At 63.5% G+C, this 16,565-nt stretch carries 19 protein-coding genes and 1 pseudogene; 11 read left to right on the top strand and 9 right to left on the bottom strand.

Annotation, left to right across the window (positions count from 1 at the left end; translation table 11 throughout):
• Positions 1 to 79: 79 nt before the first annotated feature.
• The gene (locus ACH82I_RS10000) at positions 80 to 1,561 is read right to left on the bottom strand and encodes an amidase (protein WP_413332278.1); all 1,482 of its coding nucleotides are present in this window, start codon (positions 1,559 to 1,561) and stop codon (positions 80 to 82) included.
• 318 nt (positions 1,562 to 1,879) lie between these two features.
• On the opposite strand from ACH82I_RS10000, the gene ACH82I_RS09995 reads away from it, so the two are divergent.
• On the top strand, positions 1,880 to 2,383 hold the full coding sequence (locus tag ACH82I_RS09995; RefSeq protein WP_230745364.1) for an NADPH-dependent FMN reductase: 504 nt from the start codon (positions 1,880 to 1,882) through the stop codon (positions 2,381 to 2,383).
• Positions 2,384 to 2,423: 40 nt separating this feature from the next.
• On the opposite strand, the gene ACH82I_RS09990 is transcribed toward ACH82I_RS09995, so the two are convergent.
• The 5 genes from ACH82I_RS09990 to ACH82I_RS09970 form a co-directional block, all read right to left on the bottom strand.
• Positions 2,424 to 2,786: a DUF86 domain-containing protein gene (locus ACH82I_RS09990; protein WP_230745363.1), complete on the bottom strand. Its 363-nt coding sequence runs from the start codon at positions 2,784 to 2,786 to the stop codon at positions 2,424 to 2,426.
• Entirely contained in the window at positions 2,786 to 3,259 is a 474-nt protein-coding gene (locus ACH82I_RS09985) for a nucleotidyltransferase domain-containing protein (protein ID WP_413332276.1), read from the bottom strand. The genes ACH82I_RS09990 and ACH82I_RS09985 overlap by 1 nt, the downstream gene beginning before the upstream one ends.
• 149 nt (positions 3,260 to 3,408) lie before the next feature.
• Entirely contained in the window at positions 3,409 to 3,738 is a 330-nt protein-coding gene (locus ACH82I_RS09980; RefSeq protein ID WP_230745361.1) for a putative quinol monooxygenase, read from the bottom strand.
• A 94-nt stretch (positions 3,739 to 3,832) separates the two neighbouring features.
• Complete coding sequence (locus tag ACH82I_RS09975) at positions 3,833 to 4,618, bottom strand: acetoin reductase (protein WP_413332275.1); 786 nt, start codon at positions 4,616 to 4,618, stop codon at positions 3,833 to 3,835.
• A 165-nt stretch (positions 4,619 to 4,783) separates the two neighbouring features.
• The gene (locus ACH82I_RS09970) at positions 4,784 to 5,566 is read right to left on the bottom strand and encodes an IclR family transcriptional regulator (RefSeq protein ID WP_230745358.1); all 783 of its coding nucleotides are present in this window, start codon (positions 5,564 to 5,566) and stop codon (positions 4,784 to 4,786) included.
• A 146-nt stretch (positions 5,567 to 5,712) separates the two neighbouring features.
• Here ACH82I_RS09970 and ACH82I_RS09965 point away from each other — a divergent pair, with 146 nt between their 5' ends.
• The 3 genes from ACH82I_RS09965 to ACH82I_RS09955 all read left to right on the top strand — a co-directional run bounded on the left by ACH82I_RS09965 (position 5,713) and on the right by ACH82I_RS09955 (position 8,734).
• Positions 5,713 to 6,288, top strand: a complete 576-nt coding sequence (locus tag ACH82I_RS09965; RefSeq protein ID WP_230745356.1) for a hypothetical protein — start codon at positions 5,713 to 5,715, stop codon at positions 6,286 to 6,288.
• Positions 6,288 to 7,862 carry a GMC family oxidoreductase gene (locus ACH82I_RS09960; RefSeq protein WP_413332272.1) on the top strand — a complete coding sequence of 525 codons (1,575 nt, stop codon included), beginning with the start codon at positions 6,288 to 6,290 and terminating at the stop codon, positions 7,860 to 7,862. The genes ACH82I_RS09965 and ACH82I_RS09960 overlap by 1 nt, the downstream gene beginning before the upstream one ends.
• A gap of 86 nt (positions 7,863 to 7,948) precedes the next feature.
• Entirely contained in the window at positions 7,949 to 8,734 is a 786-nt protein-coding gene (locus tag ACH82I_RS09955) for an HpcH/HpaI aldolase family protein (protein ID WP_230745353.1), read from the top strand.
• Positions 8,735 to 8,803: 69 nt separating this feature from the next.
• Here the strand turns inward: ACH82I_RS09955 and ACH82I_RS09950 are convergent, their stop codons facing one another.
• Positions 8,804 to 9,679 carry a LysR family transcriptional regulator gene (locus ACH82I_RS09950; RefSeq protein WP_230745352.1) on the bottom strand — a complete coding sequence of 292 codons (876 nt, stop codon included), beginning with the start codon at positions 9,677 to 9,679 and terminating at the stop codon, positions 8,804 to 8,806.
• A gap of 126 nt (positions 9,680 to 9,805) precedes the next feature.
• Between ACH82I_RS09950 and ACH82I_RS09945 the strand changes: the two genes are divergently transcribed.
• From ACH82I_RS09945 to ACH82I_RS09925, 5 genes and pseudogenes are all read left to right on the top strand, one after another.
• Positions 9,806 to 10,819, top strand: a complete 1,014-nt coding sequence (locus tag ACH82I_RS09945) for a Bug family tripartite tricarboxylate transporter substrate binding protein (protein WP_230745351.1) — start codon at positions 9,806 to 9,808, stop codon at positions 10,817 to 10,819.
• A gap of 10 nt (positions 10,820 to 10,829) precedes the next feature.
• Positions 10,830 to 11,393 carry a tripartite tricarboxylate transporter TctB family protein gene (locus ACH82I_RS09940; RefSeq protein ID WP_230745350.1) on the top strand — a complete coding sequence of 188 codons (564 nt, stop codon included), beginning with the start codon at positions 10,830 to 10,832 and terminating at the stop codon, positions 11,391 to 11,393.
• Positions 11,394 to 11,405: 12 nt separating this feature from the next.
• Positions 11,406 to 12,920: a tripartite tricarboxylate transporter permease gene (locus tag ACH82I_RS09935; RefSeq protein WP_230745348.1), complete on the top strand. Its 1,515-nt coding sequence runs from the start codon at positions 11,406 to 11,408 to the stop codon at positions 12,918 to 12,920.
• A complete protein-coding gene (locus tag ACH82I_RS09930) occupies positions 12,917 to 13,309 on the top strand; it encodes a universal stress protein (RefSeq protein WP_230745346.1) in 393 nt (130 codons plus the stop codon). The genes ACH82I_RS09935 and ACH82I_RS09930 overlap by 4 nt, the downstream gene beginning before the upstream one ends.
• A gap of 152 nt (positions 13,310 to 13,461) precedes the next feature.
• Positions 13,462 to 13,704: pseudogene (locus ACH82I_RS09925) on the top strand (helix-turn-helix domain-containing protein); the annotation flags it as partial.
• Positions 13,705 to 13,748: 44 nt separating this feature from the next.
• Here the strand turns inward: ACH82I_RS09925 and ACH82I_RS09920 are convergent.
• Positions 13,749 to 13,913: a hypothetical protein gene (locus tag ACH82I_RS09920; RefSeq protein ID WP_230745344.1), complete on the bottom strand. Its 165-nt coding sequence runs from the start codon at positions 13,911 to 13,913 to the stop codon at positions 13,749 to 13,751.
• Positions 13,914 to 14,041: 128 nt separating this feature from the next.
• On the opposite strand from ACH82I_RS09920, the gene ACH82I_RS09915 reads away from it, so the two are divergent.
• Together ACH82I_RS09915 and ACH82I_RS09910 are read left to right on the top strand one after the other, a co-directional pair.
• Positions 14,042 to 14,446 (top strand): hypothetical protein, encoded by a 405-nt coding sequence (locus tag ACH82I_RS09915; RefSeq protein WP_230745341.1) that lies wholly within the window; start codon positions 14,042 to 14,044, stop codon positions 14,444 to 14,446.
• 337 nt (positions 14,447 to 14,783) lie between these two features.
• On the top strand, positions 14,784 to 15,086 hold the full coding sequence (locus ACH82I_RS09910; protein ID WP_230745339.1) for a dihydrofolate reductase family protein: 303 nt from the start codon (positions 14,784 to 14,786) through the stop codon (positions 15,084 to 15,086).
• A gap of 301 nt (positions 15,087 to 15,387) precedes the next feature.
• Here ACH82I_RS09910 and ACH82I_RS09905 read toward each other — a convergent pair.
• Positions 15,388 to 16,565: FRG domain-containing protein (locus ACH82I_RS09905; RefSeq protein WP_413332269.1), on the bottom strand; the 1,178-nt coding region annotated here is incomplete at its 5' end.

Genomic DNA, 16,565 nt, shown 5'->3' with positions numbered 1-16,565 from the left:
ATCGTTGTCGCGCCTTTCTACAGGGTTATTCGTACTTTCGACTCTTCGGTAGTTCTACGGATCTATTGATAGAGGGACCTCAGGTGAGTGCTTCTGCCACTATCACCGCGAAGTCGAGCAGCGCCCGATCATCGAACGGACGACCGATGATCTGCAGTCCCGCAGTCATCGAGTCCTCGGCCGCTGGCAACGGAACGGTGATGGCGGGCAGGCCCAGGTAGTTGATGACACGGGTGAACCGGCTAGCTCGCATGTAGTCCCGACGTACCTCGTCATTGGCAGCGCCATCCCGGGTCACCGCTCTCGGGGCACGGATCGGACTGGTCGGGGTGAGCAGAAAACGGGCGTTAGGCATCGCCTCGGCGAGGAACCTTCTCTGCAGCGTCTCACGCTCCGCGAGGGCATCGGCATACTCGATCGCAGAGACCGTAGTCCCGCGGATGACTCGTGAGAGGACCTGATCGCCGAGGAGGTCCCATTCCCACCCGAGTATCCGACCGACATTGCGGGCAGCCTCGACACTTACGACGACGACCGATCGGCGATTGAGGTCACTGTCGTCGAAATCGACTACGGGCGCGGGGCCGGATGTGTCTGGTTCCTGGCGACCATGCTCGGAGACGCCGAGCGCGGACAGAGCCGAGGCATATGATTCGGCGACGTCGGCGTCACAGATCCGCTCGACTGCCGAGACCGAAAGGTGAGAGAACTCAGTCCGCGAAGATTCAGGCAGCAGATCCAGTAGATCACGGTGCTCGAGGCTGACGACGGAAGCATCGGAATACATGACTTCTGCAACGGCCCGGATCGTCGCCGGGGCGGACGCAATCATGCCGATCGTGTCCAAGGTCTCCGAGAGCGGAATCAATCCGACCGAGGAGAACAGCCCGTTCGTAGGTTTGTATCCTGACAGGCCGCAGAATGCGGCGGGCAGGCGTACCGAGCCTCCGGTGTCCGTGCCGAGCGAGACGTCACTCGAACCGGATGCGACGGAAATTGCTGAACCGCTAGAGGATCCGCCGGACAAGTAGGCATCGTTGCGGGGGTTGATCCCATCGCCGAGCCAGTGGTTGTGTCCGGTGGGACTCAACGCGAATTCCGCCATGTGGTTCGCTCCGACGATTGTGCCGCCGGCGGCCTCAATCGATGTGAGTAGGGGAGATGTGAGAGCCGAACGTCGGTCGTCCAGGGCGGGGTTTCCGATGGCGAGAGGGTATCCGCTGATGCCGATGTTGTCTTTGTGGGTGAAGCGCAGTCCGGTCAGTTCTGTCGTTGAGGCACGGGCTCCGGTGATGAACGCGCCGGTGTAGTAGCGGATGATTCCAGAGCGGCGGGCGTCCTCGTCTGCGGTGACCAGCGGGTGTTCGCTTGCAGGAGGGGGACTCTGCTCCACCCACTCAGGCGCCGAGGGGGCGGTGAAGGATTGGTCGATCTCCCAAGAAGCCGCGTCGATGAGTTCGGCGGCACGAGCGAAGCCGGTCGATCCGAGGAGCTCGTTGACGGCTCTGCCGATGCGAGCCGATGAGGGTTCATCGAGGTGCGCTTCAGGGTTCATGCTCATAGCGGCCCGTTCTGGTTGTGTTCATCGGCAACGTGCGGCTCTGCGCGTGCCGGCCACGGGAAGGCCACATCGTGTGAGTCATCTTCGCGGCAAATTCGAGCTTAAACCTATGATCTTTAAACGTCAATGGGGTTGATGATGACGAATATTGCGAGTAATGGCCGCTAAATATCTGATCTATGTCATTGTTGCGCCCGGAGGTAGTGCACAGGGAGGGGGATTGCGTCGGATGACGTTGCATGGCATCCGTCGGGATGAAGTCAATGAGCGGGCAATAGCGTGGGGTCCACACTGAATCGCAGGTCGAGAGGAGCACCCATGGCAGCACGCATCGGCGTCGTCGTCGGCAACCCGAGCCCGAACTCCCGCACTCGGCAGGTCGCGGAGGATCTCGCGGCCCGGATCGCCGATCTCATCGGCGCCGAGGTGGATGAGACCATCGAACTCGCCGAGGTGGCCACCGAGATCTTCGAGTGGAAGTCGGATCGCCTCGACCGGCTGAACGATCGTCTCGCGACCGCTGACTTCGCCGTGATCGCGACACCGACCTACAAAGCCAGCTACACCGGGCTGCTCAAGGCCTTCCTCGATCGCTATGACTCGAACGGCCTGCACGGGCTCACCGCAGTCCCGGTCTTCACCATCGGTTCGCCCGCTCACACCGTCGCCGTGGAGATGACCCTGCGGCCCCTCCTCGTCGAACTCGGTGCGAGCGTGCCCACCAAGGGCCTGGCGTTCCCGACGGCGAAGTTCGATGACCGTGCCGAGATCCTCGACGAGTGGATCGAGACGCAGGGGGCATACCTGACGCGGGCCCGCTGATCGCATCAGCGGGCCCGCTGGGTTCGGAACTGTTCTGGATTCACTCGATATCGTCGGCGAGTGAAGATCGTGCGGCTCTGAACGATGGTTGGAGCGCGTCATGCCACTCTCTCAGATCGACAGAAAGCGTCAACCAGGTGAGGGAGCGGCTGATCTGATCGTATTGATGAATGATGAAATTGCGATTCGCGGTTGCGAGGGCCCAATCGATTCCGGCGGGCGAGGGTGCGCCTAACCGGGAAAGGCGATTCGCGGCTTCCCCGAGTTTCATCATCAGGGAATCGCCCGCCTCTTGCAGCAACGCGCTTTCAAGATAGGTTTCCTTGCCTTGATCGGCGATTTCATTCGCACGCAGAAGCCAGGCCTCGATATGCAGCAATTCCTTCGCAACTCGGCGTTCCATCAGAGCAGCACCGCCTCCCGCCGTATGTCATCGTCCATGCCGGGCTTCAGCCCGGCGTAGTCGACAAGGTCGATCCCCCGACCGAGCACCTTCTCAATAAGTTGCTTGAACCGAATGAACGCGAAGGACGAGGCTCCTTGCGGAGCGTCGACGATCAGATCGATATCGGAATCCGTCCGAGCTTCACGACGGGCTGCCGAGCCGAAAACGGCGAGATGTTCGTAGCCGTGTTCTGCGGCGAGCTTCTTGAGTATCGGTACGGCCGCTTCCAAGAGAAGTTCGGGGTGGACTTGATCGACGGCGGGAGCGAATTTGATCTGCTGGCTCACGGCAGGCTGAGAGATGCCGAGTTCTTCCGCGATCTGTCGCTGGCTCATACCGCTGGCGAGCATGGCTCTGAGCGCGAGTGCGCGGCGCAGCCGAGCGACATCCTCGCCTCGTTGCGCTTCGCGATACTCAGGCAGAAAGCTCATAAGACAATATTATCAGCGTGTGAATCGGGTGATCTGCTCATGGACGCGGGCCCGCTGATCGCATCAGCGGGCCCGCGGGTTCGGGTGGAATCGGCTGCGGGCTCCGGTCTGCGGCCGACCTCGGCCCCAGACCACGCAGCCGAGGAGAGTCAGCCGACCTGGAGCTCTCCCATGGCGTCCCAGTCATCCCCATCGATCTGACGCGAGATGATCTTCGGGGTCGCGGTCAGCGCGCTGTGCATGGGTCCGCCCTCGGCGGTCGCTGCCTGGAAGTGATCGGACTTCACGTGTGCCTCGGCGGCATCGTCGTCGAAGGCCTCGACGAGGACGTACTCATTCGGATCCTCGAGGCTGCGTGACCAGTCGAACCATTTGTTGCCCGGTTCGGCACGGGTCGCCTCGGTGAATTCGCGGGTGATCTCCGGCCATTGCTCGGCCAGTTCGGGCTTGACGGGGAACTTCACGACGATGAAGATCATGGGATTTCCTTCTCTCTTCTCGGTGTTTGCGGTTGGTGGTCAGCCTAGTCGGCGACCTGGCTGAATTCGAGACTCGGCCCGGCTGCCATCCAGCCTAGGAGAACTGCATGCCGCCGTCGACGAGCATGGTCTGGCCGGTGACGTAGTCGGAATCCTCGCTCGCCAGGAACGAAACGAGATTGGCGACGTCCTCGGGCACGGACACCCGACCGAGGAGGATGTCACCGGCATATTTCTTGATCGCCTCACCCTTGGCCAGCCCCTCCTCGGCGGCGAGCTTCTCATCGATGAGATCCCACATCGCGGTCCCGACGATCCCGGGCCCGTAGGCGTTGACGGTGATGCCGTGCTTGGCCCACTCCATCGCCGCGCCCTGGGTCAGCCCGCGCACGGCCCACTTGGTCGCCGAATACGGCGAGAGCAGAGCGAAGGGACGGAACGCGACGATCGAGGCGGCGCCGATGATCTTGCCGCCGTTGCCCTGCTCGATCATCTGCTTGGCCGCGGCCTGGTAGGACAGGAACACCCCGGTGACGTTGACGTCGAGGATCTTCTCGAAATCGGCCTTCGAATACTCGATCAGCGGTTCGACCTGAGCGATTCCGGCATTGGCGACGAAGACGTCGAGCTTGCCTCCCGCCTCGACGGCGGTCGCCACGAGGGACTCGACCGAGGCCTGATCGGTGACGTCGACCTCGGTGCCGGTCGCCGTGCCGCCTGCCTTCTCGATCGCGGCGACGGTCTCATCGACGCCTTCGCGCATGGTCGGCAGATCGGCGACGATGACGTGATGGCCGTCGGCACCGAGGCGCTCTGCGATTCCCTGTCCGATGCCGCGTGCGGATCCTGTGACGACGGCGACGCTGCTGGATGTGCTCATGGTTGTACCCCTTTGTGTCTCGACCTTGAGTGAGCACGATCATTCTCAGCAGAGGCGGGGGCGGGAGGACACGCTCCTTCTCATGAGGTGATAATCAGCGGTGATCCGTCGCCGAGGTTGGGGCGGGGTTCGGGCCGTCGCCGAGGTTGGGGCGGGTTCGGGCCGTCACCGATGCTCGGTGACGGGGACCGTGACCGCCCCACCGCGCAGATACCGCGAGCACAACCCGGCGCGCTCCCGCAGGGTCGACTCGATCTCCTTCGTCCGTCCGTTCGCCTTCGTCGACGGAGTGCTCACGGCGATCGCCCCGACCTGCATCCCCGTCCCGTTGCGCACCGGAACGGCGGCACAGGTCTGCCGCGGCAGGAACTCGTCGTGCTCCCACGCGATGCCGCGCGTGGCCACCTCGGTGAGGTGATCGTCGAGGAGATCGCGACGCACGATCGTCTGCGGGGTGAGCACCTGCATGCCGCGGGCATCGAGGTACTCGGTCCGCTGTGTCGAGGTCATCCCGGCCAGCAGGATCTTGCCGAAGGCCGTGGCATGGGCCGCCTCGTGGAAGCCGAAGCGCAGGGGGCGCAACCGCGGATGCTTCTCGCAGTCCGAGCAGTAGGTGAGGATGATGTCGGACCCTCGGTAGATCGCGAAATAGGCGGCCGTGCCCAGGGCCCGGTGGAGCTCATCGGTGATCTGGCGGATCGGGAACGGGGCGACGAGGCGCTGCTGGAAGGACAGCCCGAGTTCGAAGCATTTGGGCCCGAGTTCGAAGTGCTTGTCCTCCTTGAGGTAGACGAGGTAGCTCGCGTCCTCGAGTTCGTGGAGGAGTCGGTAGACCGTGGGCAACGGAATCTCGAGTCGGTCGGCGATGGTCTTCGCCGAGGCGCAGCCGGAGGCCGACACCGCCTCGAGGACGGAGAAGATCCGTCCGATCACGGCACTGTTCGACATCTCGGGCCACCTCGCCTCATGTTTATCGCCACGTGAGAATAAGGATAGTGGACGGTGGTCTGTCTCACATAGGTTGCCTATGACCGGGTCGACGATGGTGCCCGGATCGAGCCGATCGTCATCGTCAAGGAGCAAAGGAGCAGCCGATGGCATTCCCCGCCAAATATCCCTCGCTGAATGCGATGGAGATGACCGATGAGGCGAGGCAGACCCTCGTCCGAGTACTGCGGGTGGCGTTCCCGCACGAGAACTTCCCCGATGGGCCCTACGAGCGCACCGCCGACGGGATCCTCGTCGAGGCCGATGCCGAGACCTGGTTCCGGGTTGCCCTCATCCAGGGTCTGCAGTCGCTCGACCAGCTCGCCGACGGCGACTTCTGTTCGCTCGACGACGATTCGGCGCTGCGGGTGCTGCGTCGGGTCGAAGGCACCGAGTTTTTCGGATTCGTCCGCCGCACCGCCGTCCTCAACCTCTATGACGACGCCGAGGTGTGGGAGGCCCTGGGCTACGAAGGTCCCTCCTTCGACCAAGGCGGCTACATCGATCGCGGTTTCAACGATCTCGACTGGCTGCCGGAACCACGGATCCTCTACCCCGATGACGAGGACATTCCCGAGCTGGGTCCGGGAGCGCACGCGGCACCGCAGACCGTGAACGAAGCCGACGAATCGACCAACCAGCCGCGGGCGCAGCGCGCCGACATGGGAGAGGTGAAGAAGTGATGACGAGCGCTAACAGCATCGATGTCAACGACGAGGCCGTCGTCATCATCGGCTCCGGGGCGGGCGGCGGAACGCTGGCCTATGAGCTCACTGCGAAGGGGATTCCCGTCGTCGTCCTCGAGGCCGGACCGCACCTGAGCAACGAAGACTACGTCAACAACGAGTGGGAGGCCTTCAACCAGATGGCCTGGCTCGACCCGCGGACGACGACCGGCTCCTGGCGGGTCTCACGTGACTTCCCCAACCTCCCGGCCTGGATCGTCAAGGCCGTCGGCGGAACCACCACCCACTGGTCCGGGGCCACACCCCGGTTCAAGTCGCATGAGTTCAAGGCCCGGTCCACCTACGGTCGCATCGACGGGGCGAACCTCCTCGACTGGCCCATCGGCCTCGAGGATCTGGCTCCCTATTACGATCGGGCCGAGAAGGCGATGGGCTCCACCCACGTCCACGGGCGTCCGCCGCTGCCGGCGAACAACAACTACAAGGTCTTCGCAGGCGGCGCGAAGGAGGTCGGCTACAAGTTCTATGCGACCGGTCCCTATGCGACGAACGCCGAGGAATACGACGGCCGTCCCGCGTCCATTCAGGACGGTTTTAACTTCCAGGGCGATAAGAACAAGTCGAAGTGGTCGACCCTGGTCAGAGAGATCCCGCGTGCGGCGAAGACCGGGCTGCTCGACCTGCGGCCCGAATCTCAGGCCGTCCAGATCACCCACGATTCGGCCGGCCGTGCCGATGCGGTGCTCTATCTCGACAAGGAGGGCAACCTCCACCGCCAGGCCGCCAAGATCGTGTGCGTGGCGGGGAATTCGATCGAGACGCCGAGGCTGCTCCTCCTCTCCGGGACGCCGAGCTTCCCCGACGGACTCGCGAACTCCTCGGGACATGTGGGGCGCAACTACATGCGCCACCTCACCGGCACCGTGTGGGGTCATTTCGATAAACCGGTGAGGATGTACCGGGGAGAGACGATGGCCGGAGTCATCGCCGATGAATCGATCCATGACCCCGATCGCGGGTTCTCAGGCGGCTACTACATGGAGACGATCGCACTGGGCCCGGCGTTCATGGCCGCCTTCGTCGATCCCGGCACTTGGGGGCCGGACTTCGCGGGTCTCATCGACCGCTATCTCAACACCGCGGGGATGTGGATCGTCGGCGAGGACATGCCGCAGGAGTCGAACCGGATCACGCTGAATACGACCGTGAAGGATCAGTACGGGCTGCCCGTTCCCAATGTCCACTACGACGATCACGCGAATGATCTGGCGATGCGCGAGCATGCCTATTCCGCAGGTGAGAGCGTCTACAAGGCCGTGGGCGCGCAGACGTCCCACCGGACCCCTCCGTATCCGTCGACCCACAATCTGGGGACCGCGCGGATGAGCGAGCGGCCCGAGGACGGAGTCGTCGACAAGTGGGGTCGGACCCATGATGTGAAGAACCTCTTCATCTCCGACGGCTCGGTCTTCACCACCGGTGCCGCCGCGAACCCGACCCTGACCATCGTGGCCCTGGCCATCCGGCAGGCCGAATACATCGCCGAGGCGCTGCGGTCCCAGGAGATCTGAGCTCGCCGAGGTGGGGTCTGCGGGGTGCGTGACTCGGATGCCGGGCAGCCCTGGCGTCCGAGTCACGCGTGTGATTCGATGCAGTTATGACTGAAGCAATGATGCCCGGCCACCAGGCCCGCCCCCTCGATGACCACCGTGCTCGCCTCGGCGCGGGTGAGATCTACAACGGACTGTGGATGATGTCGACGAGTCCGGAGCTCGCGAAGGTCGGCTCTGCCGCCGGCTTCGACTACGTCAGTCTCGATCTGCAGCACGGGCTGATCCGTCCCACCGACGTCCTCCGGCTCACCGACGCCATCCGCGCCAGCGGTCCCGCCCTGGTCACCGCGCGGGTCGCGGCGAACCGCTTCACCGAGATCGGTGCGCTCGCCGACGCCGGGGTCGAAGCGATCATCGTTCCCCTCGTGTCCTCGGTCGCCGAGGCAGAGTCCGCCGTCCAGGCCCTCGACTACCCCAGCCGGGGAGGCGACCGATCCTGGGGTCCGACCGCCGAGCTCATCGCCGGCGACGTCCAGGACACCCGTGCCGCACGTCCGCTGCTCTTCGTCATGATCGAGAACAAGGACGGCCTGGCTGCCGTCGAGGACATCTGCGCCGTGCCCGGCATCGACGGGGTCTACGTCGGGCCATCGGACCTCGCCTTCGCCGTCGGTGCCCTGCCCGGGCAGCACAACGACGCCCACGCCGAGGCGCTCGTGCGGATCCGCACGGCCGCCGACGAAGCGGGAGTCGTCCCCGGAATCCACTGCGGTGACGGTGCGGAAGCCAAGCTGCGCAAGGAGCAGGGATTCCGGTTCATCACCTCGGCGGGGGACATCGGGGCAGCCGGACGAGCATTCCGCGAGGATCTGGAGACCGCGCGATCCTAATTGCTACCTGGCGGCGGCCCAGATACCTCGCGCCACGTTGCTGGGCCGCCGTCGGGTAGTTCTGGGAGGTCAGGAACGGAGCAGCGAGACGACCTGCTTGAGGGCAGGATTCTTCGTCTGCGTGTTCCACAGGGCCTTGAGCTCGACGATCTCTTCGCTGAGATCCTCGAACGCCAGATAGCGGACTCCGGGGACGCTGACCAATGCGGCCGATTCGGGGACGAAGGCGAGCCCGTGATTGTCGGCGACGAGGTTGATCATCGTCAGCACCTGGCTGAGCGAGTGGCGGACCATGTGGTGATCGATCGGGAAGTGCCGGACGAGCAGATCGTAGAAGTAGGTCGCTCGCGTCGCCGAGTGCATGATCAGCGGCTGGCCGGTCACGTCATCCTTGCGAAGGGGCCGCTCGAGATGAGCCAGCGGATGATCCTTGGGTACGGCGAGGAGCAGCCGTTCGGCCAAGAGAAGCTCGGACTGCACCGAGGGCGGGGTGGAGTCGAGGCGTCCGAGTCCGAGGTCGATGCGGCCCTCGGCCAGGTTCTCCAGCTGCTCTCCGGTGACCATCTCGTGAAGATCGAGGTCGATACCGGGGAAGCTCTCTTCGATCGCGGTGACCAGACTGCCGAGGATTCCGAAGCCGCTCGCCGCGGTGAAGCCGACGCTCAGTCGCCCCCATTGTCCGGAGGCGATGCGCCGTGCATCCTGCGGGGCGCGATCGGACATCGCGAGGAGCACTCGCGCATTGTCGAGGAAGGCCTCTCCGGCCGCAGTCAGCACCACACGGCGATTGTCGCGTTCGAGCAGGTCGACGCCGACGAACCGTTCGAGCTTCTGCACCTGCCGACTGAGCGGGGGCTGGGTCATCGACAGCGCTGCGGCCGCTCGGCCGAAATGCAGATGCTCGGCCACCGCGACGAAGCACCGAACTTGGTCCAAGGTGTACATAGGACCACGATACCTTTCAGGCATCATTTCATGCAGTTATCATCATAGACAATATTACTGGTGCTTCTTAGGCTCATTCCGAAGCGCTCGACAGATACGCAGGAGTGTCGACTGAGACTGAAGGGAATGGACCAGAACATGCGCAGAATCTCGAAACGGCTCGTCGGACCCCTGGCCCTGGGATCGGCAGCAGCAATGGTGCTGTCCGGTTGCGGTGGAAACGTCGCTGCAGGTGGCGGCGGGGGAGAAGAGGACTTCCCAACGAAGGAGGTCTCCATCACCGTCGGTGCCGCCGCTGGCGGATCGACCGACCTCATCGCCCGCGCACTCGCCGACGGCGCCTCGTCCGACCTCGGACAGGCCCTGCCTGTGATCAACAAACCCGGTGCCAACGGAACTCTGGCGGCCAAGGAAGTGCAGTCCGCCAAGCCGGACGGATACAACCTCGCGACGCTCAACGCCTCGCTCATCACGATCACCCCTCTCGCCGTCGGTGAGGACGAAGCTGTGAGCATCGACGACTTCGAAGTCATCACCGGCGTCTCCCAAGACGACTACGTCATGGTCGCCAATCCAGATGCCGGCGTGAAGACCGTCGACGACATCAAGAACAGCGACGAGAAGCTGTCCTTCGGCACCGCCGGAGTCGGCACCGGATCGCAGCTGGCGCAGAGTCTGCTGCTCGCGCAGATCGACACCGATTTCAAAGAGGTGCCCTTCGATTCGGGCGCTCCGGCCGTGACGGCGGCCCTGGGCAACCAGGTGAACATCTCCACGGTCCAGCTCGGTGAGGCGAAGCCGCATATCGATGCCGGCAAGCTCGTGCCGATCATGGTCTTCTCCGAGGAGCGGAACAAGTTCCTCGAGGATGTCCCGACCGCCACGGAGGAAGGCTACGACATCCCGGTCTCGCAGTACCGTGCGGTCGTCGCTCCCAAGGACACCCCCGATGCGGTGATCGAACGACTCGACAAGTCCTTCAAGGCGACGTTCGAGACCGACGCCTACAAGGAGTTCAACGAGAAGAACCTGCTCACCCCGACCGAGGTCTCCGGTGACGAGATCGCCACGGAATGGGCTGACCTCGCAGACCGCTACAAGAAGCTGATTGATGAATATGACATCGATCTTTCGGACTGAGTCGACCACGATGAACGAGCCGAAGGCGAACGGTCCCTCTGCTGACGACGATCCGACCGCGGGGGTAGTCGCCCCGGGAGACGAAGCGGAGACCCCCGACGAGCTGTTGGCCCTCTGGGAAGATGAGGGTCCTCCGCCCGCAGGCGGAATCTCGAATCTGGTGGCCTGCGGCGTGACATGCCTCTTCGGAATCGTCGGCATGATCCTCTCTTGGAATCTCTCCTTGGGAACCCTGACCGATCCGGCCCCCGGCTTCTTCCCCTTCGTCGTCGCCCTGATCGCGACCGTCCTCTCGGCGGCCCAGATCGTGCTGGGTCGCCGGGGCGGGGACGGTGAGAAGTTCATCTCCCACTCCGTCACAGTCGTCTGGGGCGTGCTCAGCCTCGTGATCTTCGTGGCCGTACTGCCGCTCGTCGGATTCGAGATTCCGTCCCTGCTGCTCTCCTTCGTCTGGATGAAGCTGCTGGGAGGCGAATCGTGGAGGTCAGCGATCCTCTATTCGGTCCTCACCGTTGTGGCCTTCTATCTCATCTTCGTCGTGGCGCTGCGCACGCAGCTCCCGCACCTGTTCTGAGGAGGACGACCTATGGATATGTTCGTCCCGGTTCTCCAGGGATTCGGCACAGTCCTCGAACCCGGAAACCTTCTGTACTGCTTCATCGGCGTCCTCGTCGGAATGCTGATCGGCGTTCTCCCGGGCCTCGGGCCCGCGGCGACGATGGCGATTCTGCTCCCGATGACCTTCGGCATCGAACCCGTCACGGCGATCATCATGCTCGCCGGTATCTTCTACGGCGCCCAGTACGGTGGCACCATCACTTCGGTGCTGCTTCGCCTTCCGGGTGAGGCCAGCGCGGTCGTCACTGTCTTCGACGGCTTCCAGATGGCGAAACAGGGTCGCGCCGGCGCTGCCCTCGGAGTCGCGGCGATCGGATCGTTCATCGGCGGCACCGCATCCATCCTGGGCCTGACGTTCCTCGCCCCGCTGATCGCCGGCTTCGCCCTCGACTTCGGTCCGCCCGAATACGCCGCACTCGCATTGCTCGGCGTCACCTTGGTGGCCACGATCAGCTCCGGCAACAAGCTCAAGGCCCTGATCGCCGCCTCCATCGGCGTGTTCCTGGCCATGGTCGGTCGGGATGTCTTCACCGGCACCGAACGATTCACTTTCGACAACCTCAGCCTCAGCGACGGAATCGACTTCGTCACGGTGGCCATGGGACTCTTCGGCCTCGGCGAGATCCTCTACAATCTCGAAGAGCGCCACAAGGCGATGGCCGCTCCGAAGAAGGTCAAGAACGTGTGGCCGACCCGCGGCGACCTCAAGCAGTCCGCCCCGGCGATCGGACGCGGATCAGTTCTCGGCTTCCTCCTCGGAATCCTTCCCGGCGGCGGAGCGACGATCTCCTCCCTCGCCGCCTACGGTGTCGAGAAGAAGGTCGCCAAGGATCCGTCCAGGTTCGGCAAGGGCGCCATCGAAGGTGTGGCAGGCCCGGAATCGGCCAACAACGCGGCCGCCACCTCGTCGTTCATTCCTCTGCTGAGCCTCGGCATCCCAGCGAACGCGACCATGGCTCTGATGTTCGGCGCGCTGCTCATCCAGGGAATCACACCCGGTCCACTGCTGGTCACCGAGGAGCCCGAGCTGTTCTGGGGTGTCGTCAATTCGATGTACATCGGCAACATCCTGCTGCTCATCATGGCGATCCCGCTCATCGGTGTCTTCGTCAAGATCCTCAGTGTGCGGCCGGCGATCCTGGCACCGATCACGGTGTTGATCACGCTCATCGGCGCCTACACGATCAAGAACTCCGTGTTCGACGTCGGACTCGTCGTCCTCTTCGGCGTGATCGGGTACCTGATGAAGAAGGCCGGTTTCGAGCCGGGCCCGCTGGTGCTTGCGTTCGTGCTGGCCGAACTCCTCGAATCGAGTGTCCGCCGTTCGCTGATCCTGTTCGAAGGCGATCTGGGTGGAGTCTTCACCCGTCCGATCACGCTCACGCTGCTGGTAGTGTTCCTCGTCGTCATACTTCTGCCGATCATCCGGAAGGTGCTCGGCCGCTCGAAGACCAAGTCGCAGGAGAAGGAGCTCGTGTCATGAGCATTCTGGTGGGATACGTCCCGACCCCGACCGGAGAGGCGGCCGTCGACGCCGCCATCAAGGAAGCGGCTTGGAGAGGGGTGAAGCTGAGGATCGCGAACTCTCGCAAGCGCGGCCCGCTGGTCGAGGAATCGGTCGCAGATGACGCCGATCTCGATGCCGTCAAGGAGCGGGCGGAGAGTCAGGGCGTCGACGCAGAGGTCTTCACTCTGGCGCATGAAGACGATGTCGTCGATTCGCTTCTCGAAGCAGCCGATGCCTGGTCTGTCGACCTCATCGTCATCGGCATGCGCAAACGGTCGCAGGTCGGAAAGTTCATCATGGGGTCCTCGGCTCAGCGCATCCTCCTGCAGGCCGATATGCCGGTGCTCGCAGTGAAGGCGGACTGAGCGGAAAGCAGGCCCAGCGGGCACGCATCTCTGCGGCTGCCTCGGTGATCGAATCTTCGCCGAGGCGGCCGCAGAGATGCGTGCCCGCCCGATGTTTCGGACAGCGCAAGAATGATCATGCGCCGGGCCCGTGGGGTCGTCACACTGGAAGCATGACGAAGAACGGTCGCGACCGATTGCGGGAGCTGCTCGATGCTGTGCTCGACGAGGGGAACGAGACTCTGGGCCAGATGGCCGAGGGGGCGCATGCCACGCAGTTCCATTTCGGGCGGTCGGTGTCCCGTGAAACGGGCGAGTCCCCGGTGGCGATGCGTCGCCGGGTGATGCTCGAGCGGGCGGCCTGGCAGCTGGGCGGCGGCGCCAGCGTCACCGACGCCGCTTGGGAGGCCGGCTACGGGTTCGCAGAGGGATTCAGCCGTGCCTATGCCAAGGCGTTCGGTCATCCGCCGAGCGCACGGGCCTCAAGCGCACAGGCGTCGAGCCACTGGCTGGCCAGCCCCAACGGCATCCACTTCCATCCGCCCGCCTCGCTCTGGGTGCGCAATGAGGAGACCCCGATGAATCCGCTCAGCGAACAGCTCATCCGACACGATCTCGACGACATCGGCCACCTCATCCGTACTTCCGCGGATCTGGAGCCGGAGGAGTTCACCCGCAGGGTGCTGCCCGGCACCACCGTGCTCGAATGGGACGGGGAGGAGGGTTCCGTTCGCCGAGGTGCTCGAGAGTCTCGTGTACACCAAGGAGGTGTGGCCCGCCTCGTTGGAGGGACTCGACTTTCCTCGCCGTCATTCGTTCCTGGATGCGGATCCCGGCTCCCGCCTCGGCGAGTATCGGGCTTCCCTCTCGGAGCGGCACGGCGAGGTCGCGGTCCGCTGGCTCGATTTCGTCGCGGACATCGATCGCCGAGGTGGATGGGACGACCGCCTCATCGATGCGCTGTGCGAACCTCCCGAGAGTTTTGTCATCAGCGCGGTGATCGCGCATGTGCTCACCTTCTCCGCCCACCGCCGCCAGCTGGTGCGGCAGATGTTGAGGTTGCTGGAACGCCCGGTCGATGACGGCGATCCGATCATGTGGCTGCGTCGGCTGCGCGGAGAATCCGACGATGAACGGTATGAAGAAGAGGGATCATGACCAGAACCGTGTACTACACCGCGACCACTCTCGACGGTTTCATCGCGGATCCGAGCGACTCGCTCGACTGGCTGCTCCGGCAGCCCTTGGATGAGGGAGGCGGGAACGACTTCGATGAGTTCTTCGCCGAGGTGGGTGCGCTCGTGATGGGATCGACGACCTATGAGTGGGTGCTCGACCACGAATCGGGGGCGTGGCCCTATCTGCTGCCGAGCTGGGTGATGACCAGCCGGGGCCTGGACCTGCCGGACCGGTTCGAGATCCGGGGGCGGCGGAGGGGAACGGGAGCCCGGGTGAGTCCGGTGCTGCATCGGACGGGCCCTCGCCCGAGCACTTCTTGCCGGAGCGCCTCGACATCCGGTTCGCCCGGGGCTCCGTTGCTGATATCCATGCGCAACAGTGTGCGTGCGCCGGTGGTAAGGACCTGTGGGTCGTCGGAGGTGGCGATCTGGCCGGTCAGTTCGCCGATGCGGGTCTGCTCGACGAGGTGATCACCTCGATCGCGCCGGTGACCCTCGGTGCGGGCCGGCCTCCGTTGCCCCGTCGTCTCGACCTCGAACTCGTCGAGCTCGGTCGCAACGGCGGTTTCCTCACCGCGCGCCATCGGGTTTTGGGCATGTTGGCGGAAGACCGGGTGTAGGCGGGCGGGTGCCGTCAAGTTCCAAGGGTGAGCGGCAGGATGGGTTCGATCAGCGCCGAGCGTCCGGCGAGCCGCGGCAGCGAGCGTATTGCAGTGCTCCCAAAACGTCTCCGCACGGCAATAATGCGCGGTCCAAGTTAGATACTGAATAGATCAAGAAGAACGAAGTCAGCAACTGGGCTCCACTCGACACACCTAGTTGTCAAATTCACTGTTCTCCAACCTCGTATCTTGTGCCTACTTGGTGTGGCGATTTATCCACCGTGAATTACAGGATGAGCTTGAGAATATGCATTAAATTCTATCGGCTCGCTTCTATCCAATCGGAATGCAGCCGCAGCCGGGTGCTCATTCCTTGGATATCGGGGTAGAGGAGTGCCGTCGTGTAACCATAGATTTGGGTCAGGGACTGTCTGATTTGGTCCTTGGCCTGAGCCTCGATTCTGAAGGTGAAGACAGGAGCCAGCCCGGCTTTATTCGGTCGCGCGCGCTTGTGCGGATTTGCGGGCCTTGCGTAGATCGAAGTTGCGGCAGCGACATCTACAGCATGCCATTGTCGGTTTTTGGCTCTCTCGAACAGTCGCAGGTTTCCTCTTGTGAACATCGGCACTCCTTCAAGCAAGAAGGCAGCGTTCTGCGCTGCAATCCTTGCGTCGTAGGCCGGAGGCACCCAGATTCGACGCCGTGCTCCAGTGCCCCATTCTGCCGTTCTTCGTTGCTCCTCGTTGTCGTACACCCAAAACGGATAGCGAGTGCTAGCAAGAACCTCGTTCAACACCGCGTCACCGGGGCTGTTATCGCCCACCGGTGCAGTCGAGAGGGCGAACAATCGGGCGTCCTCGCCATCGTCTGGTCCACTCTCGACTGCAAACCACGCGGCGATGAGTGGATTTCGCGTGACATCTAGCAACCGCGAGGGACCACCGTGATGCTGGAGACGAGCCATCAGCTCTAGTGCTGAGAGATCTGACATCCGCCAGTCTGACGCTTCATCCAGGATGGCGAGTTCCGCTTGGAGCATCGCCGACTCGTCGGGGAATATTTGGGATGCCTCGCCAGCCCCTTCGGCAGATCTCTGAGTCACTACGCCAGAGTGCTTTAGCAGTCGGCGGTACAAGCTACTGTGCAGACCCCAGTTGGCGTTCTGCTGACCACGCCATACCAAGCGGAGGCCCGGATTGATCTCCGAAAGATTGGCTAGTTCTTGCGTAAGGGAACTGAAAGAATCGACTACTACCTCGTGGGTAGCGAAAAAGCTCCCAGGGCCGGTGAAGCTTTCGGAGAACCGGCCCTCGCTAGGGATTCCTCTTTCTTGATGTTGATAATCGACTCCCGGCGTTGTTTCGCGCGGCGCCGGTAGCCCCGGCCTTGAAGCAGCAAGCTCGAGAGCAATCGCCGGGTCAAAGAATCGAGTTGAACTCCACCTGGTGGCTTGTTTGCGTATGGTGTCTTGGAGCGCCGTGCGGGTGTCGATTCTGC

Source organism: Brevibacterium sp. GP-SGM9, from assembly GCF_047300845.1.
Taxonomy (GTDB): Bacteria; Actinomycetota; Actinomycetes; order Actinomycetales; family Brevibacteriaceae; genus Brevibacterium.
The sequence above is the reverse complement of the archived record's forward strand: the minus strand, read 5'-3'. Positions and strand labels throughout refer to the sequence as shown.